The organism is Pantoea endophytica (assembly GCF_002858935.1).
Taxonomy (GTDB): domain Bacteria; phylum Pseudomonadota; class Gammaproteobacteria; order Enterobacterales; family Enterobacteriaceae; genus Pantoea; species Pantoea leporis.
The window spans coordinates 185,111-212,080 of sequence record NZ_PJRT01000005.1; the positions used below are offsets into that span (position 1 = coordinate 185,111).

The 26,970-nt window shown below is 56.1% G+C and carries 23 protein-coding genes; 11 read left to right on the forward strand and 12 right to left on the reverse strand.

Features of this window, described 5'->3' with window-relative positions:
- The first annotated feature begins 6 nt into the window (after positions 1-6).
- Together fusA and PZBJ_RS03345 are read left to right on the forward strand one after the other, a co-directional pair.
- The gene (gene fusA / locus PZBJ_RS03340; RefSeq protein WP_101761185.1) at positions 7-2,103 is read left to right on the forward strand and encodes an elongation factor G; all 2,097 of its coding nucleotides are present in this window, start codon (positions 7-9) and stop codon (positions 2,101-2,103) included.
- A 168-nt stretch (positions 2,104-2,271) separates the two neighbouring features.
- A complete protein-coding gene (locus PZBJ_RS03345; protein ID WP_101761186.1) occupies positions 2,272-2,865 on the forward strand; it encodes a LuxR C-terminal-related transcriptional regulator in 594 nt (197 codons plus the stop codon).
- 151 nt (positions 2,866-3,016) lie between these two features.
- Here PZBJ_RS03345 and PZBJ_RS03350 read toward each other — a convergent pair whose 3' ends face one another.
- From PZBJ_RS03350 to PZBJ_RS03365, 4 genes are all read right to left on the reverse strand, one after another.
- Positions 3,017-4,183 (reverse strand): CblD like pilus biogenesis initiator family protein, encoded by a 1,167-nt coding sequence (locus tag PZBJ_RS03350; RefSeq protein WP_101761187.1) that lies wholly within the window; start codon positions 4,181-4,183, stop codon positions 3,017-3,019.
- 9 nt (positions 4,184-4,192) lie between these two features.
- Entirely contained in the window at positions 4,193-6,931 is a 2,739-nt protein-coding gene (locus PZBJ_RS03355; RefSeq protein WP_101761188.1) for a TcfC E-set like domain-containing protein, read from the reverse strand.
- A gap of 76 nt (positions 6,932-7,007) precedes the next feature.
- Positions 7,008-7,511: a CS1 type fimbrial major subunit gene (locus tag PZBJ_RS03360; RefSeq protein WP_101761189.1), complete on the reverse strand. Its 504-nt coding sequence runs from the start codon at positions 7,509-7,511 to the stop codon at positions 7,008-7,010.
- 102 nt (positions 7,512-7,613) lie between these two features.
- A complete protein-coding gene (locus PZBJ_RS03365; RefSeq protein ID WP_101761190.1) occupies positions 7,614-8,411 on the reverse strand; it encodes a fimbrial protein in 798 nt (265 codons plus the stop codon).
- A 488-nt stretch (positions 8,412-8,899) separates the two neighbouring features.
- On the opposite strand from PZBJ_RS03365, the gene PZBJ_RS03370 reads away from it, so the two are divergent.
- The 8 genes from PZBJ_RS03370 (at position 8,900) to PZBJ_RS03405 (ending at position 18,742) form a co-directional block, all read left to right on the forward strand.
- Complete coding sequence (locus PZBJ_RS03370) at positions 8,900-9,772, forward strand: hypothetical protein (RefSeq protein WP_101761191.1); 873 nt, start codon at positions 8,900-8,902, stop codon at positions 9,770-9,772.
- Positions 9,773-9,931: 159 nt separating this feature from the next.
- Positions 9,932-11,545: an ABC transporter substrate-binding protein gene (locus PZBJ_RS03375; RefSeq protein ID WP_101761192.1), complete on the forward strand. Its 1,614-nt coding sequence runs from the start codon at positions 9,932-9,934 to the stop codon at positions 11,543-11,545.
- A gap of 231 nt (positions 11,546-11,776) precedes the next feature.
- Positions 11,777-12,301, forward strand: coding sequence for a GNAT family N-acetyltransferase (locus tag PZBJ_RS03380; protein ID WP_101761768.1), 525 nt, complete (start codon positions 11,777-11,779; stop codon positions 12,299-12,301).
- Between the two features lie 36 nt (positions 12,302-12,337).
- The gene (locus PZBJ_RS03385) at positions 12,338-13,951 is read left to right on the forward strand and encodes an ABC transporter substrate-binding protein (protein WP_101761193.1); all 1,614 of its coding nucleotides are present in this window, start codon (positions 12,338-12,340) and stop codon (positions 13,949-13,951) included.
- 13 nt (positions 13,952-13,964) lie between these two features.
- Positions 13,965-14,957, forward strand: a complete 993-nt coding sequence (locus tag PZBJ_RS03390) for an ABC transporter permease (protein ID WP_061717675.1) — start codon at positions 13,965-13,967, stop codon at positions 14,955-14,957.
- Entirely contained in the window at positions 14,954-15,787 is an 834-nt protein-coding gene (locus tag PZBJ_RS03395) for an ABC transporter permease (protein ID WP_101761194.1), read from the forward strand. Before PZBJ_RS03390 ends, PZBJ_RS03395 begins: the two co-directional genes overlap by 4 nt.
- On the forward strand, positions 15,784-17,391 hold the full coding sequence (locus PZBJ_RS03400) for a dipeptide ABC transporter ATP-binding protein (protein ID WP_101761195.1): 1,608 nt from the start codon (positions 15,784-15,786) through the stop codon (positions 17,389-17,391). Before PZBJ_RS03395 ends, PZBJ_RS03400 begins: the two co-directional genes overlap by 4 nt.
- Before the next feature lie 10 nt (positions 17,392-17,401).
- Positions 17,402-18,742, forward strand: a complete 1,341-nt coding sequence (locus PZBJ_RS03405; RefSeq protein ID WP_101761196.1) for an LLM class flavin-dependent oxidoreductase — start codon at positions 17,402-17,404, stop codon at positions 18,740-18,742.
- A gap of 112 nt (positions 18,743-18,854) precedes the next feature.
- Here PZBJ_RS03405 and PZBJ_RS03410 read toward each other — a convergent pair whose 3' ends face one another.
- Both PZBJ_RS03410 and PZBJ_RS03415 read right to left on the reverse strand, forming a co-directional pair.
- Positions 18,855-19,640: a phosphate/phosphite/phosphonate ABC transporter substrate-binding protein gene (locus tag PZBJ_RS03410; RefSeq protein WP_420818493.1), complete on the reverse strand. Its 786-nt coding sequence runs from the start codon at positions 19,638-19,640 to the stop codon at positions 18,855-18,857.
- Positions 19,537-20,604: a fatty acid desaturase gene (locus tag PZBJ_RS03415; RefSeq protein WP_101761198.1), complete on the reverse strand. Its 1,068-nt coding sequence runs from the start codon at positions 20,602-20,604 to the stop codon at positions 19,537-19,539. The genes PZBJ_RS03410 and PZBJ_RS03415 overlap by 104 nt, the downstream gene beginning before the upstream one ends.
- Positions 20,605-20,808: 204 nt before the next feature.
- Here PZBJ_RS03415 and PZBJ_RS03420 point away from each other — a divergent pair, with 204 nt between their 5' ends.
- Positions 20,809-21,831, forward strand: a complete 1,023-nt coding sequence (locus tag PZBJ_RS03420) for an LLM class flavin-dependent oxidoreductase (RefSeq protein WP_101761199.1) — start codon at positions 20,809-20,811, stop codon at positions 21,829-21,831.
- Between the two features lie 98 nt (positions 21,832-21,929).
- Here PZBJ_RS03420 and PZBJ_RS03425 read toward each other — a convergent pair whose 3' ends face one another.
- The 6 genes from PZBJ_RS03425 to PZBJ_RS03450 form a co-directional block, all read right to left on the reverse strand.
- Complete coding sequence (locus PZBJ_RS03425; protein ID WP_101761200.1) at positions 21,930-23,201, reverse strand: alanine racemase; 1,272 nt, start codon at positions 23,199-23,201, stop codon at positions 21,930-21,932.
- Positions 23,202-23,212: 11 nt separating this feature from the next.
- The gene (locus PZBJ_RS03430) at positions 23,213-23,950 is read right to left on the reverse strand and encodes an amino acid ABC transporter ATP-binding protein (protein WP_008109157.1); all 738 of its coding nucleotides are present in this window, start codon (positions 23,948-23,950) and stop codon (positions 23,213-23,215) included.
- On the reverse strand, positions 23,947-24,591 hold the full coding sequence (locus tag PZBJ_RS03435) for an amino acid ABC transporter permease (protein ID WP_101761201.1): 645 nt from the start codon (positions 24,589-24,591) through the stop codon (positions 23,947-23,949). The genes PZBJ_RS03430 and PZBJ_RS03435 overlap by 4 nt, the downstream gene beginning before the upstream one ends.
- Complete coding sequence (locus PZBJ_RS03440; RefSeq protein WP_101761202.1) at positions 24,588-25,325, reverse strand: amino acid ABC transporter permease; 738 nt, start codon at positions 25,323-25,325, stop codon at positions 24,588-24,590. The genes PZBJ_RS03435 and PZBJ_RS03440 overlap by 4 nt, the downstream gene beginning before the upstream one ends.
- A 50-nt stretch (positions 25,326-25,375) precedes the next feature.
- Positions 25,376-26,212, reverse strand: coding sequence for an ABC transporter substrate-binding protein (locus PZBJ_RS03445; RefSeq protein ID WP_008109152.1), 837 nt, complete (start codon positions 26,210-26,212; stop codon positions 25,376-25,378).
- Positions 26,213-26,354: 142 nt separating this feature from the next.
- Complete coding sequence (locus tag PZBJ_RS03450; protein WP_008109150.1) at positions 26,355-26,747, reverse strand: RidA family protein; 393 nt, start codon at positions 26,745-26,747, stop codon at positions 26,355-26,357.
- Positions 26,748-26,970: the final 223 nt, after the last annotated feature.

A 26,970-nucleotide genomic window follows, 5' to 3' on the forward strand; every position in this document is an offset into this window, starting at 1 on the left:
CGCATCATGCCCCGAACCCTCCCCATCGAACGTTATCGCAACATTGGCATCTCCGCGCACATCGATGCCGGTAAAACCACCACCACCGAGCGCATCCTGTTTTACACCGGAATGAGCCATAAGTTAGGTGAAGTGCACGATGGCGCGGCAACCACTGACTGGATGGCGCAGGAGCAGGAGCGTGGGATCACCATTACCTCGGCGGCGGTGAGCTGCTTCTGGCCAGGCATGGACGGCAGCTTTACGCCGCACCGTATCAACATCATCGATACGCCCGGACACGTCGATTTCACCATTGAAGTTGAGCGCTCAATGCGCGTACTTGATGGCGCGGTGATGGTGTATGACGCGGTTGGCGGCGTGCAGCCGCAGTCTGAAACCGTGTGGCGCCAGGCCAACAAATATCATGTGCCGCGCATCGCCTTCGTCAATAAAATGGACCGTCAAGGCGCGGACTTCTTCCGCGTAGTGCAGATGATGAAAGATCGCCTGCACGCCAATCCGGTGCCGATTGTCATTCCCATCGGCGCGGAAGAGCACTTTAGCGGCGTGGTCGATCTCAACAAAATGCGCGCTATTTACTGGGACGACGCCAGCCAGGGCATGAGTTTCAGTTATGCGCCGATTCCTGCTGAGTTGCAGGCACTCGCTGCTGAGTGGCGCGAGAACATGGTGGCAGCGGCGGCAGAAGCCAGCGAAGCACTGATGGATCGCTATCTGGAGCAGGGCGATCTCAGTAAAGAGGAGGTGGTTGCCGGATTGCGTCAGCGCACCTTGCTCGGTGAAATCCAGCCGATGCTGTGCGGCAGCGCGTTCAAAAACAAAGGCGTGCAGCGCATGCTCGACGCGGTGATTGAGCTGATGCCTTCGCCGCTCGACGTACCGGCGGTGAGCGGCGTCAACGAGCAGGGCGAACACGATGAACGTCATGCGGATGACAGCGAACCGTTCTCGGCGCTGGCGTTCAAGCTGATGAGCGATCCTTACGTGGGCCAGCTGACTTTTGTGCGCGTCTATTCCGGCGTGCTGCGTAAAGGCGACAGCGTGTGGAACGCGGTGAAAGGGCGCAAAGAGCGTATCGGTCGCATCGTCCAGATGCAGGCCAATGACCGTATTGAGATCGAAGAGATTCGTGCCGGCGATATCGCCGCCTGCGTGGGTATGAAAGAGGTCACCACCGGCGAAACGCTGTGCGATCCCCATGCGGTGATCACGCTGGAGCGAATGGCGTTTCCCGATCCGGTGATTTCGCTGTCGATTGAGCCGAAAACCAAGAGCGATCAGGAGAAAATGGGCCTGGCGCTGCAGCGGCTGGCGGCCGAAGATCCGTCGTTCCGTCTGCACACCGATGAGGAATCGGGCCAGACGATTATTTCCGGCATGGGCGAGCTGCATCTGGAGATTATCGTGGATCGCATGAAGCGCGAGTTTGGCGTGGAAGCCAACATAGGTCGGCCGCAGGTTACCTATCGCGAAACCATCCGCAAAACGGTGCGCGAGGTGGAAGGTAAGTTTGTGCGCCAGTCTGGCGGTAAAGGTCAGTACGGCCATGTGGTGCTGACGCTGGAACCGCAGCAGGCGGGGGCCGGATTTGCCTTTGAAGACGCCACCAAAGGCGGCGTGGTGCCGCGCGAGTTCATTCCTTCGGTGGAGAAGGGGATTCGTGAAGCGCTGAACAGCGGCGTGCTGGCTGGTTATCCGGTGGTGGACATCAAAGCCACGCTGACGTTTGGTTCGTACCACGATGTCGATTCATCGGAAATGGCATTCCGTATGGCGGCGATCTTTGGTTTCAAAGCCGCCGCGAAACTGGCCGATCCGGTGATCCTCGAACCGCTGATGCAGGTGGAAGTGGAAACGCCGGAAGAGTATGCCGGTGGCGTGATGGGCGATTTATCGGCGCGGCGCGGTACGCTGCAAGGCATGGATGAACGCTTTGGTGCACGCATTATTCGCGCCGAAGTGCCGCTGTCCGAGATGTTTGGCTACGCCACCACGCTACGATCGATGTCGCAAGGCCGCGCCACTTACAGCATGGAGTTTGCGCACTATGCGGAAGCACCCCGCAACGTGGCTGAGAGCATCATCGCCGCGCGCGCCTAAGCTTTAGTGTGAAATCAGACCGGGCACAGAGGTAACACTTTGTACCCGGCCTACTTTTAAATCGACCTGTCGATCGCGTGAGTCATTTAGCACCAAAAATGGACAGTTAATTTCCGCCAGGAAGCCGATAGTATTCGCAGAATCAGGGATATTTATCGGAAATTAATCATGGATGTCATTTATCTGGATCAGTCTTGCTATCACCAGCAGGGCTTAATTGCGCTGCTGGAACATTCAAATATCACGTGCTGTAATACGCTTCGAGAAATGAAGGCGCTGATGCGTGACAGGGAAAAAACCGCCACTCTTTCGCCAATCATTATTTTTGATCTGCCAGAAAACTTCCGCGCGGCGCTGGCTCAGATAGATTATCTGACCAGACTAAAAATCACCTTGAACGCGACGCTGATTTTCTTTTCAGATTCAGTGAAAAACAAGATTAACTATAGCAGCCATGCCATCGCAGCCGATTGTTTTATCGATAAAAAATCTTCAACCGGTACCATTAGTACTAAGCTGGCAATGATGCTGTGCCAGCACAAAAGCGACCAGCTAATGACGGCTCCCGGATTAAATAATCATTTAACCAGGAAAGAGTTTAACTTTCTGCGATGCTTATTCATTTATGAATCGATTGAAGATGTGGCGAAAATAACCGGGATAAATAAAAAAACGCTCTATAGCCATCAGAATAAAATCGTTAAAAAACTCAATCTGAAAAACAGCCTGCACCTCTATCAGCGTTTCACCAATAATTTTTAAATCACTAATCTAATGCATAATGTCGATAATTTGATAACTGCGTCTAATCATCGCACATTCCGTAGCGGCGCGATTTATCGCGCAATAAATTGCGCCGCTACAGTGTGTGCGCTCGGTAATTGCAGTTTTTATGACATCACCGCCCGCGCCATTATTGCGTCGTCGGGGTATAAATAATTCTCAACGTCCCCTGATAACGGCCCGCTGTTTTTGACGATAACGTGAAGGCGGGTGTAACAAGCTGCATCGGCGCAGGAACGCACAGCACGGAATTGCTCTGTCCCGGTAACACCACCCGTCGCAACACACCTCTGTTGGTGCCGCTCCAGATAACTTCACTGCCGTTCTCAACCACCTGGCGCGCTTTGGTCAGCGGGTTGATTACTTCAATCGCATAATCGAGGCGATTTTGCGCCAGAGTTTTATCCGCGCCTGTGCGATATAGCGAAAACAACCCCGTTCCCCGGCCGGGCGCGGCTGCACCTTCGTCCTGAAACAACAGGCTAACCCGGTTGCTGTCAGAATTATTGCCGTCGTACAGGCACATATCCAGCGAACGGCTGCCGCTAACGGTGGTAGTGGCGCGCCCACCGGGGAAGGTTTTTAAACCGAGATCCACAGTGGCGGCTGCATTGCCGAACTCCGGCAGATAGATCTGCTGGTTGCCGTAATCTGTCACCTTAAAGGTCATGTTGGCGATCCAGTCACCCATTTTCGTCACGTTGGTACAACCCACGTTTACGTTTTGCGAATTTCCGGTGCAGGACGTCACTGGCCACTGCATCAGCGACATTTTCAGCGTTGCGCTCCAGGTGCCCGCCGACGGGAATTTACTCAGCTCGGAAGAGGGAAGATAGGCCGAATAATCGGTGCCATCGCCACGCGGCGTGACGGCACCGCCAAACGCATTCATTGGTACCAGATTGGTCGCCACCACCACATTATTCAGCGAGCGTCTTTTGGTGAGATAGACATTCAGTACCAACGTCTGTTTGGTGCTGCTTTCGGTAAACAACAGTGGAACGGGGTAGGGTGACGGCGACGCTTCAAGCCAGACAGGTAATGTCAGGCAGGCACCATATTGATTGCTGGTGCGCGACTGGCAAACCAGCGTATTGCGGCCCCATTTTGGTGCGTCATTGGTATCGTAACCGCCATTTTCATTGGTCCAGATCGGCAATTGCGCCGGTACTGACATGCGGTCAAAGGTTACGGCAACGTTGGTATTGCGCCCTGAAGGCGTGAGCATGGCGGCCTGCACCTGCATGCCCGCGACGAGGGCCAATAGCGTCAACGCGCGAATAACTCTACTTTTCATTTAAAATCCCTATTGTTGTTCCGGCGAAGACGACGTGGTACGCGCCAGCGGAACCTCATCCGCCTGGCGGGTGACAATCAGCATTTTTGCTCGTTGCTGCACATCCTGCGGCACTGAAGCCAGCTCGATGGGTTTGCAGTCGCTGTCGCCGACATAGCGCACTACGTCATGGGTGCTTTTCACCTTCATTTCACAGCGGTACATCTGCATGCCGCGCACCATGTACAGATTTTTTATGCGGTGATCGGTCTCAGCGCTGAATCCGCCCTGGCCTAAACCGGACCAGCTGGCGACATTCAGCGGCGTGGCGCCTTCCAGTGGAAGCTGTTGGTTGATCATCAGCCTGCCAAGCCAGGTGTAGCGCGAAACAATATTCACTTTGCTCACCAGCATGCGGCCCGGCGCGATAAACAGCGTGCGTCGTCCGGCACCCTGGGTGATTTCACTGCGCATACCGTCGGTGGATTCGATGGAATCGTTGATGCTGATCGCGCTCTGGGTGTAAGCCGGTACGCTGAATAAAGTGCGGCCGGTGCCATGCAGGCTGGCGCTGCCCGCGCCATCAACGGAGACATCCACGCGTGTGTCGCGGCTTTCATCGCTGCTTGCCACATGCACGCCCACCGCCGCCCCGGGCAGGCCGTTGCCCCATTTGCCCCAATAGAGGCCGGAACGCGCTACCGCCAATGAGGAGTTGTAGCTGCCGCTGCTGCTGAAGCGCTGAGCGGATGAACCGGACGACGCAGAGCTGAATGCCAGGCTGCCGCTGCCGTATTCGCCCGCAGTTTTGCCGTAAACGGAAGCATTCAAAGTATTTTCCTGATTACCGTTAAGGTTCACGCCGATCTCCTGCTGATTCTGCGCATCGAAATACCAGTTTTGCGCCACGTTATAGCCAACCTGATCCTTGTTGTTGCGATCGGTTTGGTAGGTCATGCCGAGCGAACTGTAGCTCGAACGTGAATTGATGGTTGGCGTGCTGACGCGCGAGAGTGAGACGGAGAGGAAGCCACCGTTGTCGCGCTGAGTTCCGCTGCTGCTGGTGCGGGTGAAGAGATTGGCGCTGGTATTAATATTGAGTCCGTTGACGCTGAAGCCGCGCCCCAGGCCAGCCTGCCAGGTGGTGGTCTGCGTTTTACTGTAGATGTTGCGGCGCGTCCACTGCGGCACGACGGCGTTATCATCCCACTGCACCGGAAGCACATTGCGGCCCTCGTTTTTGCTGGCGCTGTAACCGGCATTCAGATACCAGCTTTTCACCGGCACGCTGAACATTAGGCTGCTGCTCTGGTAGCACCCGCTAAAACCGTATTGCCCACCGTTGTTGCTGTAGCAATCCTGCGCATACAGGGCGCTGCGGTAGAAACTGAGGGAGAATCCGTCGTTATAAGCGACCTGCTGGATATTGCCGCGCGAACCTTCGCTGCCTTTCAGGTAGCTAAAGCGGGTGGTGAGGATGCCGTCGAGCAGCGGATTATCAAATCCGTGGCTCCAGTCGAGTGCGCTTTCGATAAAGCGGTTGCGGTTGGTCACGGCGACACCGCCGGTCAGCGCAGCGTCTTGCATCACAGGCACTTTGATGCCCGCCTGCATCACACGGCGATCGGCACCCGATTGCGATGCAGCGCCGTTGCCCTGCATCTCGCGATCGGGAATGGAGCCGCCTTGCACAAACCATTCAATGTTCTGGCTGGTGGCATTACCGGTGCGGCTAAAAGGAACCTGTTGGGTACGCGACAACTGATTATCTTCATAGATACGTAGCGTCACGCTGTAGCTACCATTGGGAAAGGCGCTGGTATCAAGATTTTGCGTGCCGGCATTGAGGTAAAAGGTGCCAAGCAGTTGCTGCCCGCGATAAGCATCAATACGCGACGGGCGCGTAACAAAGACAGTGACCGGCGTGCCTTGCGCCGCCTGTGCGCGGTTCATCCAGGCGAGCGTCGAACCGACGCGCGCACCTTCGATGGTGCTGAGCGGCAGTTGGCTTAAGGTAATGTTGCCGCCGGCGTTGCTGAAGATATCGCGCGAATCCATGCGTCCGGCCAGCACATAATAGCGCTTGCCGAGATCGCGGCGCAGAAACACGTTGTTAAAACGCACTTCCTGATGACTTTGCTGCCGGTATTTTTGCGCCAGATAGTCCCAGTCAATTCCGGCATAGCTGTTTTCAGTGAATCCTAGCGCGCCCGCCCCCTGCAGCGATAACGTCTGGTCATCGCGGTTGGTGACGAAGTTAATATTCTGCTGATGAATAAACGCCGCTTCCGTTTCGGCGGTCTGCTGGTAATAGGGCGATGAGTTGTCAGCCGCAAGCGGCACAAATTCCGGGCCGAGAAACAGCGCCACTTTGGCATTATTTTCGTCATAGATCAGCGCGAGGGAATCGGTCTCCAGATAGTCACAGCCCGCTGCGCCGCCGTTGCTGCTGCATGCCTTATTACCGTTGCGTGCTAAAGGTTCACTGATGAGATGGTCTAAGCGCTTTTCCTGCTGCGGATCCTTTTGATAATGCTGCATCACCGCCCGCGCAACCTGATGCGGTTTCAAGAACCTGACGCTATCCAGCGAAACAGAAGCTTTAAACAAGCCAAGCGATTGCCCGTAAACAGAAAGGTTGACCCACAGCGTCTGGCCGGTGACCAGCGATTCAAAACCAGGCGGAACCTGCGTGGCAGCACGAGGAGCAAGAGAAGGGATCAGGGTAATGAAAGAGGCTATTAAAGCGACGTGAATATTGACCTTCATTACAGCATCCTGCTGAAAAAGAATAATAAGGGGGCCGAGCGGCCCCCGAAATAATTGATCAGTCAATGCCGACAAATTAGCTCTGCGTGGTGGCCTGCGTAATTAACAGGCTCACAACGCCGGAATAGGTGCCGGTTGCCAGCACGCCCGGCGTGGTCTGCGAAATTTTCAGTGGCAATACTGACGAACCGTTTGCGGTGCCCGCCGGGAACAGCGAGGCGTAAGTCAGGGCCGTGTTCGTGGTGGTGATCGGTTTTAAATCCGCACCCAGCGTGACGGTCAAAGGTACCGCTGTACCGGTAACGGTATTGTTAAGCTGAGCGGCACTCACCAGCGCAACGTTGATATTGGCAGTTTGCGAGTTCGACCAGATTTTGGTGTCCAGAGAATAGGTAGATAAACCACGGCCCGGAATATATTGCATATTAATGGTGCCGGGTAATGCGGTTCCGTCCGCCTGCGTCATATCCACCGTCGAATCAACATTCGCATTCACCGTAATATCTTTCTGCACCGCCTGTGCATTAAATACAGCCGTTAACGCAGCAGCGATGACTAGTGGTTTGATTAATTTTTGCATTTGTAGCTCCGTGAAAATCCTTGTACTGGCCGTAAATGACCGTCTCATGGGTAATGAACTGCTTTATAACAAACAGGTTGTTATTCCTTTAATACGTGTTGATCAGTGTCCGATAACGTACTCGGCGATATTCCGCGTATTGAGATCAACATGTTTTATTCTGACTTCCTGGGCAGCGGCTAATTCTGCCGAACTCCAGGCTTTAAAACGCAATGTCTCATCCGGATAAACCGTGGCGTGTTCTTTTTTCCACTGACAGCTGCTGCTGCTATGTTGTTTTGAGCAAACCGCGACCTCACGAATCACTACGCGAACCGTGCCAGCGTTTTTGACTTCGCCTGATGCTGATTGCGTGAGCGATAATCTGGCATTACGCGGCGGAATATGTACCAGCACGCCCCAGACTAAATTGATGCCGACCTGGTTGCTGATGTTATTATTCTGCGGCGATTTATCTTTCAATTCATCCGGGGCAGCCACGGCCTCGAAGTAAACGCGCCAGGCAGTCTCTTTTTCTGGCGGTTGTAATGAAATCAGCCGAATAATGCGTTGTGAACCGGAAGCCAGCGCGAATTTATCCGGAGTGGCGATAAGCGATGGCGAAACGGCATCTTCAACCAATATTTCTTTTTCAAACGGTGTTGCAGGGCGCTCAATTCGCTTGATGCTGACGCGAATAAACTGCGCTTCACCGCTTTGCGATAATGTCTGCACCTGTGCCGCACCCTGATTATTTAGGGTGACTTCCATCGGATAGACACTCATATTCGCCCATGCCGCTGGCATGGAAATAAAAACCATTAAAATCAGTGGGTAAGCGAGTTTTTTCACCAGAGTGTTATGGCTTAAAATAGCCATTGAAAGGCCGTGACGCAGTGTCTTATGCGGTGAGTCGTCCATGATAAATCCTTATAAATTCCATCAAAAATCTGTCGGAAATTCCCTGTGTGAATCGGCTTAGCTATAAACCAGTCTCACTTAACCAAGTGGAATAACCGTGCGTTAAGAAAGTTCTCATAGGGGCTTTGTTAAGTCACTGTCCATTTTTGTGGTTAATTTTTTTAAGCCGTGCTACAAAGGGAATACATGAGGAAATATCGCGACCTAATTTAATGAAATAATTGTAAAAACAAAGATCAATTTTCAGGCTTAGAAATGGGCATGTCAGCTCAGAATAAATCAAGCTTTACATAAAATAGTCCATTGATGGTAAGATCGTGCCCAGAAGGGCAAAAAGACCCATGTTAATCTTAAAATATTAACCTCAGAAATAATACCTCCATAAAGCATCATCAACCGCCTCTCAACAGGATTTAAATAAATCCAGGAGCATGAGAGTGATTTTCTAAAAATTTTATAATTGATAACCAGGCACACCACACAGCAATATGAAAAGCAAACAGCAACTCACAGCATTAATTCACCAACGCGCAGCCGAGATTAAGTCAAATGACAACATCTCGTTAGTTATGCAGAAGCATTACAAACTGTTGTTCAGACTGTATCTGACTAAGCCGCTCTATTTTAAAGTCATTTTCAAAGCTAATCGCTTTATTATTGGCTCGGCCATCATGGCGTACGCCTTCACCTCAGCAAACCCAACGCTGCGTGATGTTAAAGACTTTTGTAAAAAAACCGGTCTGATTAGCGACAACACTATTGATTCCTTTCTGCTCTTTATTCGGGTAGGGGGGCGTATGGAAGTTAAAAAGGACGCGCAGGATAAACGAAAATTAACCTACACGGTGACCCGCAAAGCGCTGGATGAAACGCGGGCTTTAATTAATACCATGATGATTCCTTACGGTATGTTGTACGACGATTTCGATGTTTCGGCTTGCCTGAAAATGGAAAACTTTCATGCGGAATACTTCAAAAAATACGCTGAAATCACGCTCAAGCATGTTTACTTGTTCGATATGGTGCCAGAGAGTAAAGCCTTCATTTTCAGGGATGCCGGGCACATGCTGTTGATGGATCTGTACATCGAGAGTCTGCAACAAAAAACCACTGTTATTGAGTACAACTACCTGAAAGCGTCAGTGAAATGTGGTGTTTCGCGCTCGCACATTAAACGCTGCCTGCAGGACGCTGAAGCAGCCGGGTTGCTGACGCTGAATAAAACCAGTAATACGCTCATTTTGCATCTCTCCTTTATGCACATGGCGCTGGATTATTTTGCGGTCTATATGGCGATGGTCGAGTACGGGTTGCGCGGTTTAACTGGCGTGCCTCAGCTACCGGCGAGCCTGTCACGATAATCTGCTTTTTCGCTGACTGGTGAATTGCCAAATCCAACAAATCGATTGCCACTATTGTCGTTTTACATTTATTTGTCCGGGTTTTAATAATTCAGCGGGAATTAATACAGGCCAGATTAAGGCCTTACATAATATTTACCTGCAATTACCAAGGACACTATGAAATTAACTTCAATAGCTTTGGCATTAGGTTTTAGCCTCCTGGGAAGCACGATTAACGCGGTAGCCGCCGACCAACCGGTAAGCGGCGGCAGCCTGACGGTCGGTGTTGAAACCGAGCCGACCACTTTTAACCCGCAGCTTAACGGTCAGGACAAAGCGGAAATCACGCTGCGTAACTTCTGGGAATCACTGCTGGCGCGCCGCCCGGATGGCAGCTTTGTGCCGTGGCTGGCGCAGAGTTATGAAGCCAGCCAGGATGGTAAAGTGATCCGCTTTAATCTGCGTCAGGACGTCACCTTCTCTAACGGCGAGAAGTTTGATGCCAACGCGGTGGCAGATAACTTCCGTCAAACTCAGGTCGCGCAATACTGCGCCGGCACCAGTTTGTGCCTGATGGGTTCGCATATTGAGAAGATTGAAACGCCGGACGATCACACGGTGGTGATCACCCTGAAAGAGGTCTACTCACCGTTTCTGTCCTTCGCTGCGGGCTTGCAGATTCTGGCGCCGGCCAGCTGGAAATCTCCACAGCTGAAATCGGGCGGCAAAGATCTGGCGGGCACCGGGCCGTTTATTCTCGAAAGCTATGAGAAAGGCCAGCAGGTGACCTACGTTAAAAATCCAAAATACAACTGGGCGCCAGCCACCGCGCAGCATCAGGGACCGGCGTATCTCGATCGCGTGACCTATCGCTTCCTGCCGGAATCTTCGGTGCGCACCGGCGCGCTGCTATCTGGTCAGGTTGATGCCATTGAAGGCATTTCCGGTAACGATGCCGGTGAGTTCAAAGCCAATCCCGACTTTATCTATCAGCATGCGTTGAACACCGGTACGCCATATTCTCTGTTCCTCAACGTGGAATATGGCCCGACGCAGGATGTGAAAGTGCGTCAGGCATTACTACAAGGGCTGGATATCGATCCGCTGCTGAAGTCGGTGTATCGCGGCGAACGCACCCGCGCGTGGGGCATCACGTCACCCATCGATCCGCTTTACAACAAAGAGCTAGAGGGCAAATACGGCAACAATCCGGATGCGGCCAACAAGCTGCTGGATGAAGCGGGCTGGAAAACCCGTGATGGTGAAGGCTTCCGCACCAAAGATGGCCAGCGTCTGCGCATTGAGCTGATTCAGGCACAGGCAACGGTGCGCGACCAGCGCGATGTGCTGCTGCAGGCGATTCAGGCGCAGGCGCGTCAGCGTCTTGGCGTGGATCTCAAGCTGAACTACGTTGATTCTGGTACTTATGCCGATGTGCGTAAAAGCGGTAAGTTCGGCACCATCGCTAACTCCAACACGCCAACCGATGGCGTGGATATCGAAAACCACTATCGTCCGATCGCTCAGGGCGGCGCAATTAACTACAGCCGCGTCAACGATGAGAAGATCAATGGCTTGCTGGATAAAGCCGCCAGCACGCTGGATCTTAAGAAACGCCGCGATTTCTACAGCCAACTGCAGCAGGTCGCATTACCGCAACTGGCATTGGCAGTGCCGCTCTACGAACCGGAAGATCAGTTAGCCACCGCCAGCTACGTGCACGGCTACGGTTTCCGCAGCTATAAGCAGATGCCAGAAAGCGTTTACGATGTGTGGGTGAGCAAGCACTAAAAAAACCGCATATATTCGTAGCGGCGCGATTTATCGTGCTCAGTTGATTTTTAAAAGTCAAAACAGCGTAATTAATTGTGCCGCTACGATATGTGCATTAATTAAATAGTTTCATCTGCCGCTAAATTATTGCATTGCCATATTCAACAAATCGATTGCCGTTATTCTCGGTTTACTTTAATCCGCCGGATTTTAATACTTTCGGCAGGATTGAATAAGGAAATGGTCACCATGAGTCAGCTAATTGAAGTTGCCAAGCCCGACGATGCGGAAGAAATATTTGCGCTATTGCAACGCGCCTATGCTGCGCTGGTGGCGCTGGATGTGCATTTCACCATTTCACAGGGCAACGTCGAGCAGGTGCGCCGCGTCATCGAGCAGGAAACCGTGCTGGTGCTACGCAAATGGAAACGCGCGGTGGCAACCGTCACGGTGCGTTTTCCGTGGCAGCAGGATGAACATGCGCCTTCGTCGCTGCCGTTTATCCACTGGTTCGCCGTCGACCCTGATTACAAAGGGCAGGGCTACGGCCGCGACATCATTACCTACGCCGAAGAAACCCTGCTGAAAGAGACGCTGAAAGCGCCGGGCGTCTATCTCGCCACCGCCATCAAGCATCCATGGCTGAGCGAGCTCTATCTGCGTCGCGGTTATCAACCGTTCCATCACCGTACCAATCCATTAGGCGAAGCGCTGGTGTTTCTGAAAAAGGAATTCAACCCGCCAGCCGATCAACCCATCGCCAAAATCGCCTGAATAACTAAAAAAGCACCTGCAACCACCAAGGATCTTATGAAAGCGAATTCAATCACTCTCGCGCTGGGTGTGACCTGCCTGCTGGGAAGCGCATCTCTTTTTGCCGCTGAGCAACCGCGCAGCGGCGGCAGCTTCACCTTCGGCGTCGAAACTGAACCCGTGCCGTTTAACCCGCAGCTAAATGGGCAATCCAAAGCGGAAGTGACGCTGCGTAACGTGTGGGAATCGCTGCTGGCGCGTCGAACCGACGGCAGTTTCGTACCCTGGCTGGCAGAAAGTTATGAGGTCAGTCCGGACGGCAAAGCGTATCGCTTTAGCCTGCGCCGCGACGTCACCTTTTCCAACGGCGAGAAGCTGGATGCCAACGCGGTGGCCGAGAATTTCCGCCATGTGCAGGATGCAAAGTATTGCGCCGGCAGCAGCATCTGCGCGTTGGGCGCGAGAATTGCCAGCGTGGCGACGCCGGACGATCACACCGTCACCATCACGCTGAAGCAGGGCTATTCGCCGTTCCTGTCGTTCGCCGCCAGATTGCAGATTCTGGCACCGGCCAGCTGGAACTCGCCGCAGCTGAAAGCCGGTGGCAAAGAGATTGCGGGCACCGGGCCGTTCATTATCGAGAGCTACGAAAAAGGCCAACAGGTGACATTGGTACGCAACCCGCACTACAACTGGGCGCCCGCCACCGCTAAGCATCAAGGCCCGGCCTATCTGGAACGCGTGACCTATCGCTTCCTGCCGGAATCCTCAGTGCGTACCGGCGCGCTGCTGTCCGGGCAGCTGGATGCGATTGAAGGGATTTCCGGCAATGACGCCGGTGAATTCAAAGACAATCACGACTTCACTTATCAGCACGCGCTGAATACCGGCACGCCATATTCACTGTTCCTTAATATGGAATACGGCCCGACGCAGGATGTGAACGTGCGTCAGGCATTACTACAAGGGCTGGATATCGATCCGCTGCTGAAGTCGGTGTATCGCGGCGAACGCACTCGCGCGTGGGGGATTACTTCGCCGGTCGATCCGCTCTACAACAACGATCTCGAAGGTCAGTATGGTAACAATCCCGCTGCCGCCAACCAGCTGCTGGATGAAGCGGGCTGGCAAACGCGCGACAGCGACGGTTTCCGCACCAAAGACGGCCAGCGCCTGAGCATTGAAGTGATTCAGGCGCAGGCAACGGTGCGCGATCAACGCGATGTGCTGCTGCAGGCGATTCAGGCGCAGGCGCGCCAGCGTCTCGGCGTGGAGATCAAACTGCGCTACGTCGATTCTGGCACCTACACCGAGGTGCGCAACACCGGCCACTTCGGCTCGATTGCTAACTCGAATACCGAAACCGACGGCATCGATATCGAAAACCACTATCGCCCGGTGAAAGCTGGCGGGCCGATTAACTACAGCCGCGTCAACAGCCCGCAAATCAACGGCTGGCTCGATCAGGCGGCAGCGACGCTGGATATTAATCAGCGCCGTAAATTCTACAGCCAGCTGCAGCAATACGCGCTGCTACAGCAGGCGCTGGCGATCCCGCTGTATGAACCAGAAGACCAGATCGCCACCGCCAGCTACGTGCACGGTGCCGGTTTCCGCAGTTTTAAACAGATGCCGGAGAACGCGTACGACATCTGGCTCAGCGACCACTAATCAGGAGGCGAAGATGAGTCTGGAAAGCATTGTCACCCGCACGCCACGCGCGCGTCGGCCATCGGTGTGGCGCAGCGACCTGACGCGCCGCATCGTCAGCCGCCTGCTGGGCGGCGTTCTGGTGCTGTGGGCGGCGGTTTCGCTGGCCTTTCTCGGCGTGCATCTGGCGCCGGGCGATATCGTCAGCCTGCTGATCGGTGAGCAGCTGCGTACGCCAGCCATTGAGGCGGCGATCCGCGCCGAATGGGGCCTGAACGAACCGCTGTGGTGGCAATATCTGCACTATATGTGGCGCGTGCTGCACGGCGATTTTGGCCGTTCTTACATGCTCAACACTGAAGTCAGCCATCTGCTGGCCACGCAGCTGTGGCCCACCATCAAACTGACGCTGGCGGCGCTGCTGGTCAGCATTATTTTTGCGGTGGTGATTGCCGTCGGCACCGCGCATCGTCGCATTGGTCGCCGCGTGGCTAACGGTGTCGAGCTGCTGCTGGCCTCCACGCCCTCTTTCTGGATGGGCATCGTGCTGCTGTTTATTTTCAGCTTCACGCTGCGCTGGTTCCCGGTGGCGGGCGATCGCTCGCTGTCGTCGCTGGTGCTACCGGCGCTGGCGCTCGGTCTGGCGCAGGGCGCGGTGATCGCTCAACTGCTGCGCCGCGAGCTGGAGCGCGCGCTGGATGCGCCATTCACCCTCACGCTGCGCGCATGGGGCGTGGGGGAAACCACTATTCGTCTGCGCCACGCGCTGCGTCATGCGGCGCTGCCTGCCGTCACGTTAACCGGCTGGCTGGTAGGCGGATTGCTGAGCGGCGCGGTGATTACTGAACAGGTATTTGGTCGTCCCGGCCTTGGCAAACTGACCGTCGATGCGGTGCTGGCGCAGGATCTGCCGGTGGTGCTGGCGGTAGCCATTCTCTCTGCGCTGATCTATGTGGTGATGAGCACCTTGGTTGACATCCTGTCGCTGTGGATTGATCCGCGTCTGCGCGGGGAGAGCAAATCATGATTGCCGTGCTGCAACGTCTTCCGGTTGCGCTGCCCGCCGCGGTGTGGGCAGCGATTCTGTTTCTCATTGTATTGGCTATGGCGGTGATCGCGCCGCAATGGCTAGCGCACAGCGATCCGCTGCTGGCCGATCCGGTTAACGCGCAGCTGCCGCCGTCGGCGCAGCACTGGCTGGGCACCGATCAGCTGGGGCGCGATCTGCTGACGCGCGTGATCTACGGCAGCCGCTATTCGCTGCTGATCAGCGTGGCGGCGATGGCGCTGGCGGTGGTGTTTGGCACCTTGCTGGGATTGGTGGCGGCGCTGGCGCGTGGCGTGGTTGATGAGCTGTTGAGCCGTGCGGTGGATGTGATCTCCGCCTTTCCCGATCTGCTACTGGCGCTGATGCTGATCGCCTTTACCGGGCCCGGCACCAACAACCTGATTATCGCGCTCGGCGTTGCGTCGGTGCCGCGTTTTGCCCGCGTGGTGCGGGCACAAACCTACAGCGTGATGACCTCCGGGTATGTTGAACAGGCGCGCACCTTTGGCCTGTCACGATTCACGCTGATCACGCGCCACATTTTGCCGCACGCCATTGCGCAGGTGCCGGCGCTGGCCACGCTGGGGCTCGGCACCGCGATTATCGGTACCGCCGGACTGAGTTTCCTCGGCATGGGGCCGCAGCCACCGACCGCCGAATGGGGCCTGATGCTGGCGGAAGGACGCAATTATCTGCGTAACGCATGGTGGATCGCCGTGTGGCCGGGCGTGTTTATCACGCTGACGGTGATTGCGGTGAATACGCTGGGTCGTTACTGGCAGGCACGTTTTGAAGGACGATCCGCATGAGCCAGCCGTTTATTGATATCCAGAATCTCTCGATCCGTTTCGGGCCGCAACAGGTGGTGAAAAACCTTGACCTGCAGGTCGCGGCGGGCGAATCGGTGGCGCTGGTCGGGGAATCTGGTTCCGGTAAAACCCTGACCGCGCGCAGCCTGCTTGGCCTGCTGCCGGAAGGCGCGGTGTTAACCGCTGACCGTTTCACCATCGACGGTCGCGATATGCGCCACGCCAGCCGCAGCGACTGGCGCGCGCTGCGCGGTCGCCGCATTGGCTATGTGTTGCAGGACGCGTTGGTTTCGCTCGATCCGCTGCGCCGCATTGGTCAGCAGCTGAGTGATGCCCTAAGCGCCGCCGGTCATCGCAACAATTTGCAGGACAAAAGCCTCGCACTGCTGAAGGCGGCGGGCATTCACGATGCCGAAAGCCGCCTCGAACGCTATCCGCATCAGCTCTCGGGCGGCCAGCGCCAGCGTGCGTTAATTGCTACCGCGCTGGCCGGTACGCCAACCTTATTGATCGCCGATGAACCGACCACCGCGCTGGATATGACGGTGCAGCGCCAGATTCTACAACTGCTGGCGCAGCGCCGCCGCGACGGCCACGGCCTGCTTCTGATCAGCCACGATTTGGCGGTGGTGGCGGAACTGGCGGATCGCGTGCTGGTGATGCGCGATGGCGAAGTGGTGGAGCAGGGCAACAGCGGTCCGCTGCTCCATCGTCCGCAACACGCCTGGACGCAGCGCCTGCTGCGCGCGGTGCCAACGCCCGCCACGCGCGGTCTGCGCCTGAGCGCGGCTGAGCCGACGCCGCTGCCGCCGCGCCCGACATGCAGCAGCGCACCGTTGCTGGAAGGCATCGGCCTGCATAAAGCCTATGGCGATCGCCTGGTGCTCAACGACATCAACTTCACGCTGCACGCCGGAGAGACGCTTGGCGTGGTCGGCGAATCCGGCTCCGGCAAAACCTCGCTGGTGAAAGTGGTGATGGGCTTAACCGAACCGGACAGCGGCACCCTCCTGCTGGAAGGTGAGCGCTGGGATCGTCTGCCGGAGAAAGCGCGCCGCGCCCGGCGTGCGCGGCTGCAACTGATCGCGCAGGACCCGTTCAGCTCATTCGACCCGCGCTACACGGTAGAGAAAATTATCGGCGAAAGCCTCGATAGTGCCGGGATTTTCGGCGATGCGCGGCGTCAGCGGGTGCGTCAACTGCTCGATGAAGTGCAGCTCGGCGACCGCTTCCTGCAGCGTTATCCGCAACAGCTTTCCGGCGGTCAGCGCCAGCGCGTGACGATTGCGCGCGCTTTTGCACCGAATCCGGCGCTGCTGGTGGCCGATGAACCGGTCAGCGCGCTCGATGTTTCGGTACAGGCGCAGGTGCTGGATCTGCTGGCCGATATGCAGGCTGAACACGGCACCGCACTGCTGTTTATCTCTCACGATCTTGGCGTGATACAGCATCTGGCGGATCGCGTGCTGGTGATGCAGAACGGACAAGTGGTGGAGAGCGGGGCGCTACAGCAGGTGTTCGCCGCGCCGCAGCATCCGTGGACGCAAAAACTGTTACAGGCGCTGCCGGTCATTCCTGACTGGCAGCCCGCGAACGCATATTAAGGAGAGCAGAATGAGTCAGACACAACGCCAGCTGCGGCTGGGCGCGATTATTCAGGGCGTATCCGGCAACATGTCGGCATGGCGTCATCCCGATGCGGTGGCGGATGCCAGCATTAACATCGATTACGTGCTGGATCTGGCGCGCAAAGCTGAGCAGGCGAAGATCGATTTCCTGTTTGTCGCCGATGGCTTGTACATCACGCCGCAGTCGATTCCGCACTTCCTCAACCGTTTTGAGCCGATCACCTTGCTGTCGGCGCTGTCGCTGGTGACCCAAAAAATCGGTCTGGTCGCTACGCTTTCCACCTCCTACAGCGAGCCGTTTACCGTGGCGCGCCAGTTCGCCAGCCTCGATCATCTGAGCGGCGGTCGCGTCGGCTGGAACGTGGTGACTTCGCCGCTGGAAGGATCGGCGAAAAACTTCTCGCGCAGCACCCATCCAGAACACGACGAGCGTTACCGCGTTGCCAGCGAATATTTGCAGGTGGTGAAAGGGCTGTGGGATTCGTGGGAAGGCGATGCCTTTGTGCGCGACAAACAGAGCGGAGAATTCTTCGCCGCCGACAAGCTGCATACGCTAAATCATAAAGGACATTACTTCTCGGTGCAGGGACCGCTCAACGTCGGTCGCTCGCCGCAGGGCCGCCCGATTGTGTTCCAGGCGGGCGCGTCGGAAGCGGGCAAAGCCTTTGCCGCCGAAGCCGCCGATGCCATTTATACGCGCCAGGAAACGCTGGAGCAGGCGCGCGAATTTCGTGAAGACGTGCGCCGCCGGCTGGTGGCACGCGGGCGCGATGCCGATGATATCCGTGTGTTCCAGGGCATCAGCGTGATTATTGGCGAAACGGAACAGGATGCCGAGCGCCGCTATCAGCAAACCGCCGAGCTGGTGACCATCGATAAAGCGCTGGAGTATCTTGGTCGCTACTTCGAGCATCACGATTTCAGCCAGTACGCGCTGGATGAAGCTTTCCCGGACATTGGCGAGCTGGGCAGCAACAGCTTCCGCAGCACCACCGACAAGATCAAACAGAACGCGCGCGAACGTGGCTTAACGCTGCGCCAGGCGGCACTGGAAGAAGCGACGCCGCGTCCGACTTTCCTGGGTACGGCGCAGCAGGTTGCCGAAGGGCTGGCAAACTGGTTCCTGCAGGGCGCAACCGACGGTTTTATCGTGCGTGGCGGTACGCCAACGGCGTTTGATGATTTTGTGGCGCAGGTGATTCCGCTGTTGCAGGCGCGGGGTATTTATCGCAAAGAGTATGAAGGCGAGACGCTGCGTGAAAATCTCGGCTTGCCCGAACCCGAGAATCAGTTTGCGGCGCAGCGGCACAGGGTCGAAGTGGCTTAAAGGTCAAATGAACGCGATGAATCGCGCCGCTACGAATATGTGCGCTTTATGTGTACGGTAATCAATCACCGCACATTCCGTAGCGGCGCAATTTATCGCGCAATGTTGAACATCACAACGCCGTCACGCCCAGCGCGGTGGCGCGATCTTTCCACTCCCGCACTTCGTCATAAAACGCCCGATCGCTCACGCTGAATCCACTAATCAAACTTTCCGCTAACAGATCCTGATAACGCTTATCGCTGGTCAGTTCGCTCAACGCACTGCGCAATTTCTCAAGGGTTGCTGCATCGGTTTTGGCTGACGTAATCAGCGGCAGCGCGGCGCACAGCGGTGTTTCGCCGATGATCTCCAGCCCCGCCAGCTCCTGCGGGAAATTGCGGCGCAGCAGCGCCCAGGTGATGCAATCAATCGCCGCGATATCCGCCTCGCCCGCGCGCAACGCCGCCAGCGACTGACGATGGCTGCCGCTGAAGCGGGTTGCGCTGAAGAATTTCCCGTCCTGCGCCAGCGGCGCAATCACGTAGCGCAGCGAGTTGAAACCGGAGTGGGAATCGTTGCTGTTGCACACCGCGCGCCGTCCACGGAAATCGCTCAGCGTCAGGTTCTCATCTGCGCTGCGCACTACCAGCCAGCTGCGATAGCGCTGGCCGTCGCAGCCCTGGGCGCTGGAGAGGAAGGTGCCAACCAGCTGCACATCGGGCAGCAGCTCCACCAACGGATAACCACAGGTTTGGCTCAGCAGCAGCTGGTCATCGCGCCAGTGCGGCAGTAAATCCTGCGGCCAGCTAACTTCAGTTGGCACGCCGCGTTGTTGCAGCAGCGTTGTTAGCGCTGAGGTCAGGCCGAGAGTCGCCTGATGGTTGATGTCGTACATCGGTAACGAAAGAGTGGGCATCCTGTGCATCCTTTTGCGTACCCGGATGGGCATTAACCTCGACCGATTTGCGCCAGAAGCGGGTTATCCATTCGCCATAACCGGCGACGCGAAAACCGTGGTTACGCTGGTGATAACCATCGCGATACAGCAAATAGACTTTGCGTAATCCGTACCACGGCAAACCGGGTAGATCGTGATGTACAGAATGATAGTTGAGATTGAGGAACAGCAAACGCCATGGCAACGCGGCTTCGTTATTGACCGAGCGCGCCAGCGGCTCCTCGTCGGCACGATGCTCGTAGAAGGATCGTACTTTGGTCAGCATCAGCGCCGGATAACTCACCGTCAGCACCAACCACAGCGGCGAGAAGCCATGCAGCGTCATCCAGTAAAACAGCACGCTCAGTAAGGTGAGATGAATAATCCACATCGCCATCGCTGGTTTATCGCGCTGGATAAAGGCATACACCAATGTTTTGAGGGTCGCGCCCATATCCAGCAGCGGACCGATCAGTAAACGTCCGGGAAAGGTGTTGCGCAGATGAATCACCTGCTGCTGCCACGGCTTGAGTTGCGCCCAGCGCGCCGGCGAAAGGTAGTAGGTTTCCGGATCTTCATCGGGATCGGTCAGCGTGTGGTTGCGGTGATGCGCCAGATGCGAGTCGCGGTATAAGCCATACGGATACCACACCGCCAGCGGCAGCGTGCCGAACAGCTGGTTGAGACGGGGAAAACGCGTCGGGTGGCCGTGAATCAACTCGTGCTGCAGCGACATATACCAGGTGGTAAACAGGACCAGCAGCAGCGTGCTCAGCGTTAACCCCAACGTTCGCCAATAGACAACGCTGGCGAACCAACCGCCGTACACCGCCACCATCAATAGCCACGTTGGCAATTCGCTACGCCACAGCCAGCTGCGCGCCAGTTGATGCACCACGTCACGCTGTTGCGCACTGAGATAGGCGGATGTCCCTTTACTCATGGTGAAGCCGAACCTGTAAACAGTGATTAGGCTTTTGACGATGATTGATCACCGTGATGAACACAAAGAATCTCTTTTTCTTAGTTATGCAAAAAAGTTGATGAAGCGCGCGAAATCTATTGGCTATCAGTCACCTCGTCTGTGGCGTAACCTTGCTGCATTGGAAACGTTCGAGCCGGCGCGGCTCACGAGGAGAATTTCAGCATGAAAAAGATTGGCTTCTTATCTTTTGGTCACTGGACCCCATCATCACAATCCGCCACCCGTTCGGCGCAGGACGTGCTGCTGCAATCGATTGATTTAGCAGTCGCCGCTGAAGAGTTGGGTGCCGATGGCGCTTACTTCCGCGTGCACCACTTTGCGCGTCAGTTAAGCTCGCCGTTCCCGCTGTTGGCGGCGGTCGGTGCGCGCACCAAAAAGATTGAAATTGGTACCGGCGTGATCGACATGCGCTACGAAAACCCGCTGTATATGGCGGAAGATGCCGGTGCGGCGGATCTGATTTCCAACGGTCGTCTGCAGCTCGGCCTGAGCCGTGGCTCGCCGGAGCAGGTTATCGAAGGCTATCGCTACTTTGGCTTTGATCCGCAAAACGGTGAGAGCGATGCCGATATGGGCCGTCGCCATACCGATGAACTGTTGGAAGTGCTGCGCGGTGAAGGTTTTGCTAAACCCAATCCGCAGCCGATGTTCCCCAATCCACCGGGCTTGTTACGTCTTGAGCCGTTCTCGGCCGGTTTGCGTGAGCGTATCTGGTGGGGTTCTGGCTCCAACGCGACATCTATCTGGGCGGCGCAGCAGGGCATGAACCTGCAAAGCTCTACACTGAAAGATGATGAAACCGGCGAACCGTTCCACGTGCAGCAGGCGAAGCAGATTCGTGCCTATCGTCAGGCGTGGGAAGCGGCGGGCCATCAGCGTACGCCGCGTGTTTCGGTGAGCCGCAGCATTTTTGCGCTGACCAACGACACCGACCGCGCCTACTTTGGTCGCAGTGGACAGGATCGGGATTCGGTGGGTTTCCTCGACGAGAAAACCCGCGCCATCTTTGGTCGCAGTTATGCCGCCGAGCCGGATCAGTTGATCAAACAGCTGGCGCAGGACGAAGGGATTGCCGAAGCGGATACGCTGTTGCTGACTATCCCGAATCAGTTAGGCGTGGATTACTGTGCGCACGTGATTGAGAGCATTTTGACCCACGTTGCACCGGAGTTGGGTTGGCGTTGATGTAATAAATTGCGTTGCTACAACAGATGCACCATTCCGTAGCGGCGCGATTTATCGCGCAATAAATTGCCCCGCTACGAACACCGACTAATTACCCATCAAAACGCTGTTTCCAGTGAATCTGTGACGCAATAATCATCATCCACCAGCGGCAGATAGCGCCATTTATCAAAGGCGGTACAAGGATGCGAAATACCGCAGCCGACCCAATCGCCTACCTGCAGCGGCTCATCCTCCGGCAATAACAGATAAGCATGCTGATCGTTCACATCACTGATACGCAAATGCGTCGCCGCGCGTGGCGCGCTGCCATCGGCGTTGCGGATCCACAGCGGATTGGGCAGATCCTGATCGAACGGGACATCGCGGCGGCCAAAATCGACGAATGCCAGGCCCGGCTCCGGACGCGACAACACGCGGCCCCAAATCTCCAGCGAGGCAGCAAAATGATGCGTTGCGCCCGGCTGAGAAAAGGGCGCGATGCGTGCATAGAGTCCGCTGTCGTGCGCCATATAGGCGCCGGACCGGATCAGCGGCGTCATCGGCAGCGGCAGTTTCGCCGCGGTGAAGCACGCTGTCACCACATCAAACCAGGCGCCGCCACCGGCGCTGAGGATGATGTGATCGCTGGCAAACAGCTGCTTTTCCGCCAGCAATTCAGCGGTAGCGATCATCATCTGGCAGTAATCTTTCACGCGCTGAATGCCGCTTTCATCGCGGCCTGCACCGAGCGCGCCTTCATAACCGGCCACGCCCACCAGCTTGAGCGCCGGGCAGGCGGCGATCGCTTCGGCAATCGCCAGCGCATCTTGCTGAGAACGACAACCGGTGCGGCCGCCGCTGACAGACATCTCCAGCAGCACCGAAATCTGGCTGTCGCCGAGGTTCTGCGCCAACAGCTTCACGCCTTGCAGCGAATCGACGTAGCACAGGAAGCCATGATCGGGATGCTGCTGCTGCCATTGCGCAATCCAGCGAATACCCGCCGGATCGACCAACTCGTTGGCGAGAAACACATTGCGGATACCGAACTGACGCAGCGCGCGCACCTGCGCGGGCGTGGCGGCACCCAAACCCCAGGCGCCGCCTTCGCTAATCGCGCGGCGCAAAACGGCAGGCGACATCGAGGTTTTCCCGTGCGCGGCCAGTATCACGCCGTTTTCGCGGCAGAAGTCTGCCAGCTGGCGCAGATTGTTCTCCAGCGCCGACTGTTTCATGATCATCAGCGGCGAAAACACCTGATCGCTGCTCAGCACCGCCGTGCCGAGAGCCAGCGGCGACTCGCCGGCTCCGGCAACCGATTTAAAACGTGGCGCGGTTTGCTGCGCATCCAGTAATCCATCCGCCTGCAGCGGAAAGCGAATCGACATAGATCCTCCTGTTAGTGCTCAAGTACGCGCGATAAAAACTGCTGCGTGCGCGGGTTCTGTGGATTGACGAAAATCTGCTCGGGCGAACCTTGCTCGGCAATCACGCCCTGATCCATAAACACCACACGGTCAGCGGTTTTGCGCGCGAAGCCCATTTCGTGTGTCACCACCACCATCGTCATGCCTTCACGCGCCAGGCTGCGCATCACTTCCATGACTTCGCCTACCAGTTCTGGGTCCAGCGCCGAGGTAGCTTCATCGAAGAACATGATTTTCGGTTCTACCGCCAGCGCACGGGCAATCGCCACGCGCTGCTGCTGACCACCGGAAAGCTGCGCCGGATAGTGATGCGCGCGCTCGGCCAGTCCGACGCGCGTCAGCGCCGCCATGCCGCGTTTATTGGCTTCGGCTTCCGACAGCTTTTGCGCTTTGATCAGCGCCAGCGTGACGTTGCCGAGCGCGGTTTTGTGCGGGAACAGGTTGAACTGCTGGAACACCATGCCAACGTGACCGCAGATTTCGCTGGCGCGCTTGCGTTGGTGCAGCGGCACGTCGTTGACCCACACTTCACCGCCGTCGGCCACTTCCAGCCCGCTCATGATGCGCAGCACGGTACTTTTGCCAGAGCCGGATGCGCCAATCAGCACCAGCACTTCGCCCGGTGAAACATCCAGGCTGATCTCTTTCAGCACCTGGGTTGCGCCAAACGATTTGGTTATCCGGCTTAAGGTAATCGCGGATTTGCTCATGAGATTTGGCTCCTGGTTTGATGATGTTGAACCCAACGGGAAAGCGGGAAGCAGACGGCGAAGTAGAGCAGGGCGACCAGACTGTAAACTACCACCGGCTGACCGATGCGATCGACAATCGCCTGGCCCTGATGCATCAGTTCGGACATGCCGATCATGCTGACGATCGAGGTGTCTTTGATCAGCGAAAGATACTGGCCCGCCAGCGGCGGCAGCACGATGCCGCGCGTTTGCGGCAGGATCACGCTCATAAAGGTCTGACGCTTCGACAGGCCCAAAATCCATGACACTTCCCACTGGCCTTTTGGCACCGCTTCGATGCCGGCGCGGAACACTTCCGCGATATACGCGCCCTGATAGATGCTCAGACCAAGAATACCGGCGGCAAACAGGTTGATGTCATAGCCGAAATAGGCGACGCCGAAGTAAATGAACATCAGCGTGATCAGTACCGGCGTGCCGCGAAACAGCTCGGTGTAGATCACCGCAATCTGCTTCAGAACGGGCAAGCGGCTGGTGCGCAACACCGCCGCCAGCAAGCCCAGCAGCGTGCTGCCAATGATCGCGGCCACCGACAGCAGCAGTGTGATACCGAGCCCTTTTAGCAGAATCGGTAACGAACTAATGATTAACTCGTTCATAGCGCGTTCTCCCGTTTCACTGGATTAGTCAGCCATTTTCTTGCCCACCACCAGGCGGACTTTTTTACCGGGGTCACCAGCGGCGGGTGGAACATGCGCCGTCCTGCCATCGTTCCCAGCCAGGAGAACAGGTTGCTCAGCACCAGATAGACCAGGGCAACGACGCTAAATGTCTGGATATAAAGAAGCGTGCGCGCATTAATCACTGTGGCGGTGCCGGTCAGTTCAGGCAGCGCAATCGCTGACAGCAAAGAGGTGCCGAGCAGCAGCTGAATCAGGTTGTTGATAATGGCGGGCCACACCGCGCGCGCCGCCTGCGGCAGCACCACGGTGAGAAACACCTGACGACGGGGAATGCCCAGCACCCATGCGGCTTCTAGCTGGCCTTTCGGCACCGATTGAATGCCTGCGCGGAAGGTTTCGGACAGGTAGGCACCGACGTTAATCCCCAGCGCCAGCACGCCAGCGGTAAAGGCGCTCATGGTGATGCCGAGCGACGGCAGACCAAAAAAGATGATGAAGATCTGCAGCAGCACCGGCGTGTTGCGGATGAACTCAACGTAGCAGTGACTGATCCAGCGCAGCGGGGCCAGCGGCGACGCTTTCGCCAGCGCCGAGAGCAAACCGAGCGCCACTGCCAGCGCAAACGCCAGCAATGTCACTTGCAAGGTGAGCCACGCGGCGGCAAGAAAAGTGTCGGCGTAGCGCCACAGGGTTAGCCATTGATAACTCATGGTTCTGCTCCTTCGGGCGGCGCAGCAGCAGTTGCCGCGCCGCGTGGGGATCAATATTGCGGATTCAGCGGATAACGCGGTTTGTTGCCGAACCATTTCTGATACAGCTGGGCGTTTTCACCGGAGGCGTTAATTTCAAACAGGAATTCGTTGAGATAGTTGGTCCAGACCTGATCGCCCTGCTTCACGCCAAAGGCGTTGTATTCCAGCGGCACCAGCGCTTCATTGGTCACGGTTAACGTTGGGTCGAGCTTGGCCTGATAGGCGAGGAAGTTGTTATCCTCGATCATCGCATCAGCCTGGCCCTGTTTCACCGCGAGGATGGCAGCCTGCGATGAGTCGTACTCCTGAATCTTCACGTCAATGCCCAGGTTGCGCACTTCGTCACCGTTGGTCGAGCCTTTCACCGTGGCGATGGTTTTGCCGCCCATATCGTGTGCGGACTGGATGCCGCTGTTCTTGCGCACCAGCATCGCTTCACTTGCCACCACATACGGGTTGGTGAAGCCGATCTCTTTGGCGCGTTCCAGATTGCGGGTGAAGTTGCAGAACACCACATCCACTTTATTGGTTTGCAGATTAGGAATGCGGTTGGCGCTGGTGGTGTTGACCATTTCCAGTTTCACGCCCATCTCTTTGGCCAGCGCTTTGGCGAGATCAACATCGTAGCCGTCCGGGTTGCCGTCTTTATCGTAAAAGCCGAACGGGGCGAAACTCAGGCAGTCGCCGACGCGCAGCGTGCCACGTTGCAACACGGTTTGCAGCGCTGATTGCGGCGCGGCGCCCGCTTCTTTTTTCTCTTCAGTTGGCGTACAGCCCGCCAGCGTCAGTAATACCAGCGCGCCGGCTAGCGCGTTGAGGCTCACTTTTAGCGATGTTGTCTTCATTGTTATGCTCTCTTTAGAAATTTTGACGAGACGGTGTAATACCGTTATTTCACAGCAAAATAGAAAGGCATCAATTAATAACAGGCTGTCCTGGTGTGGGCGGAGAAAGTAAACATTCACCAGCCTGTTTTAACCGTAATATTTATTTACGATCGGCGCGGAAGCATTTCATATCGACTTCGACTTTGCAGTCGACGACTAAATCCTGCACGCTACAAATACGCGCCGGGGGATTTCCGCTAAATATCTCACTGAATACTTTATTAAATGAACTGAAATAACGCGCATCAGTTAATACCGCAGTGACATGCACCACATCCTCGACGCGATAACCGGCTTCGCGCATGATGGTGAGACAGTTTTCGAACGCCAGCTGCGTCTGTTCGATGATGCCACCTTCCACCACTTCACCGTCGCGCATCGGCGTTTGGCCGGAGATGTAGAGCCAGCCATCGGCTTCCACCGCGCGGGCAAACGGCAGTTTCTGCCCGCCGGTACCGGTTCCGCCTTCTACGCCATAACGTTTAATCGTCATCCCTTTCTGCTCCTGTTGCAGCAAAATCTGCTTACTGTGTTGTCTGATATACCAGACTGCTATCTGCAATACTGGATAGGGCAAGATTTGCACAGGAAATTTTCTTTTGCAATATGTGCACAGCGATTTAATTTTTTGTGATGTCGTCGGGATCGCAAAATAAAATTAACTTTTGTCTGTGTTTATATTGGAGTGTGATCGTTATCGTAGTTTTATAAACGTT

What these genes read in the sequence shown, in the direction of transcription:
- fusA (WP_101761185.1), top strand. Translation starts at nt 7, where the DNA reads ATGCCCCGAACCCTCCCCATCGAACGTTATCGCAACATTGGCATCTCC.
- PZBJ_RS03345 (WP_101761186.1), top strand. Translation starts at nt 2,272, where the DNA reads ATGGATGTCATTTATCTGGATCAGTCTTGCTATCACCAGCAGGGCTTA.
- PZBJ_RS03350 (WP_101761187.1), bottom strand. Translation starts at nt 4,183, where the DNA reads ATGAAAAGTAGAGTTATTCGCGCGTTGACGCTATTGGCCCTCGTCGCG.
- PZBJ_RS03355 (WP_101761188.1), bottom strand. Translation starts at nt 6,931, where the DNA reads ATGAAGGTCAATATTCACGTCGCTTTAATAGCCTCTTTCATTACCCTG.
- PZBJ_RS03360 (WP_101761189.1), bottom strand. Translation starts at nt 7,511, where the DNA reads ATGCAAAAATTAATCAAACCACTAGTCATCGCTGCTGCGTTAACGGCT.
- PZBJ_RS03365 (WP_101761190.1), bottom strand. Translation starts at nt 8,411, where the DNA reads ATGGACGACTCACCGCATAAGACACTGCGTCACGGCCTTTCAATGGCT.
- PZBJ_RS03370 (WP_101761191.1), top strand. Translation starts at nt 8,900, where the DNA reads ATGAAAAGCAAACAGCAACTCACAGCATTAATTCACCAACGCGCAGCC.
- PZBJ_RS03375 (WP_101761192.1), top strand. Translation starts at nt 9,932, where the DNA reads ATGAAATTAACTTCAATAGCTTTGGCATTAGGTTTTAGCCTCCTGGGA.
- PZBJ_RS03380 (WP_101761768.1), top strand. Translation starts at nt 11,777, where the DNA reads ATGAGTCAGCTAATTGAAGTTGCCAAGCCCGACGATGCGGAAGAAATA.
- PZBJ_RS03385 (WP_101761193.1), top strand. Translation starts at nt 12,338, where the DNA reads ATGAAAGCGAATTCAATCACTCTCGCGCTGGGTGTGACCTGCCTGCTG.
- PZBJ_RS03390 (WP_061717675.1), top strand. Translation starts at nt 13,965, where the DNA reads ATGAGTCTGGAAAGCATTGTCACCCGCACGCCACGCGCGCGTCGGCCA.
- PZBJ_RS03395 (WP_101761194.1), top strand. Translation starts at nt 14,954, where the DNA reads ATGATTGCCGTGCTGCAACGTCTTCCGGTTGCGCTGCCCGCCGCGGTG.
- PZBJ_RS03400 (WP_101761195.1), top strand. Translation starts at nt 15,784, where the DNA reads ATGAGCCAGCCGTTTATTGATATCCAGAATCTCTCGATCCGTTTCGGG.
- PZBJ_RS03405 (WP_101761196.1), top strand. Translation starts at nt 17,402, where the DNA reads ATGAGTCAGACACAACGCCAGCTGCGGCTGGGCGCGATTATTCAGGGC.
- PZBJ_RS03410 (WP_420818493.1), bottom strand. Translation starts at nt 19,640, where the DNA reads ATGCCCACTCTTTCGTTACCGATGTACGACATCAACCATCAGGCGACT.
- PZBJ_RS03415 (WP_101761198.1), bottom strand. Translation starts at nt 20,604, where the DNA reads ATGAGTAAAGGGACATCCGCCTATCTCAGTGCGCAACAGCGTGACGTG.
- PZBJ_RS03420 (WP_101761199.1), top strand. Translation starts at nt 20,809, where the DNA reads ATGAAAAAGATTGGCTTCTTATCTTTTGGTCACTGGACCCCATCATCA.
- PZBJ_RS03425 (WP_101761200.1), bottom strand. Translation starts at nt 23,201, where the DNA reads ATGTCGATTCGCTTTCCGCTGCAGGCGGATGGATTACTGGATGCGCAG.
- PZBJ_RS03430 (WP_008109157.1), bottom strand. Translation starts at nt 23,950, where the DNA reads ATGAGCAAATCCGCGATTACCTTAAGCCGGATAACCAAATCGTTTGGC.
- PZBJ_RS03435 (WP_101761201.1), bottom strand. Translation starts at nt 24,591, where the DNA reads ATGAACGAGTTAATCATTAGTTCGTTACCGATTCTGCTAAAAGGGCTC.
- PZBJ_RS03440 (WP_101761202.1), bottom strand. Translation starts at nt 25,325, where the DNA reads ATGAGTTATCAATGGCTAACCCTGTGGCGCTACGCCGACACTTTTCTT.
- PZBJ_RS03445 (WP_008109152.1), bottom strand. Translation starts at nt 26,212, where the DNA reads ATGAAGACAACATCGCTAAAAGTGAGCCTCAACGCGCTAGCCGGCGCG.
- PZBJ_RS03450 (WP_008109150.1), bottom strand. Translation starts at nt 26,747, where the DNA reads ATGACGATTAAACGTTATGGCGTAGAAGGCGGAACCGGTACCGGCGGG.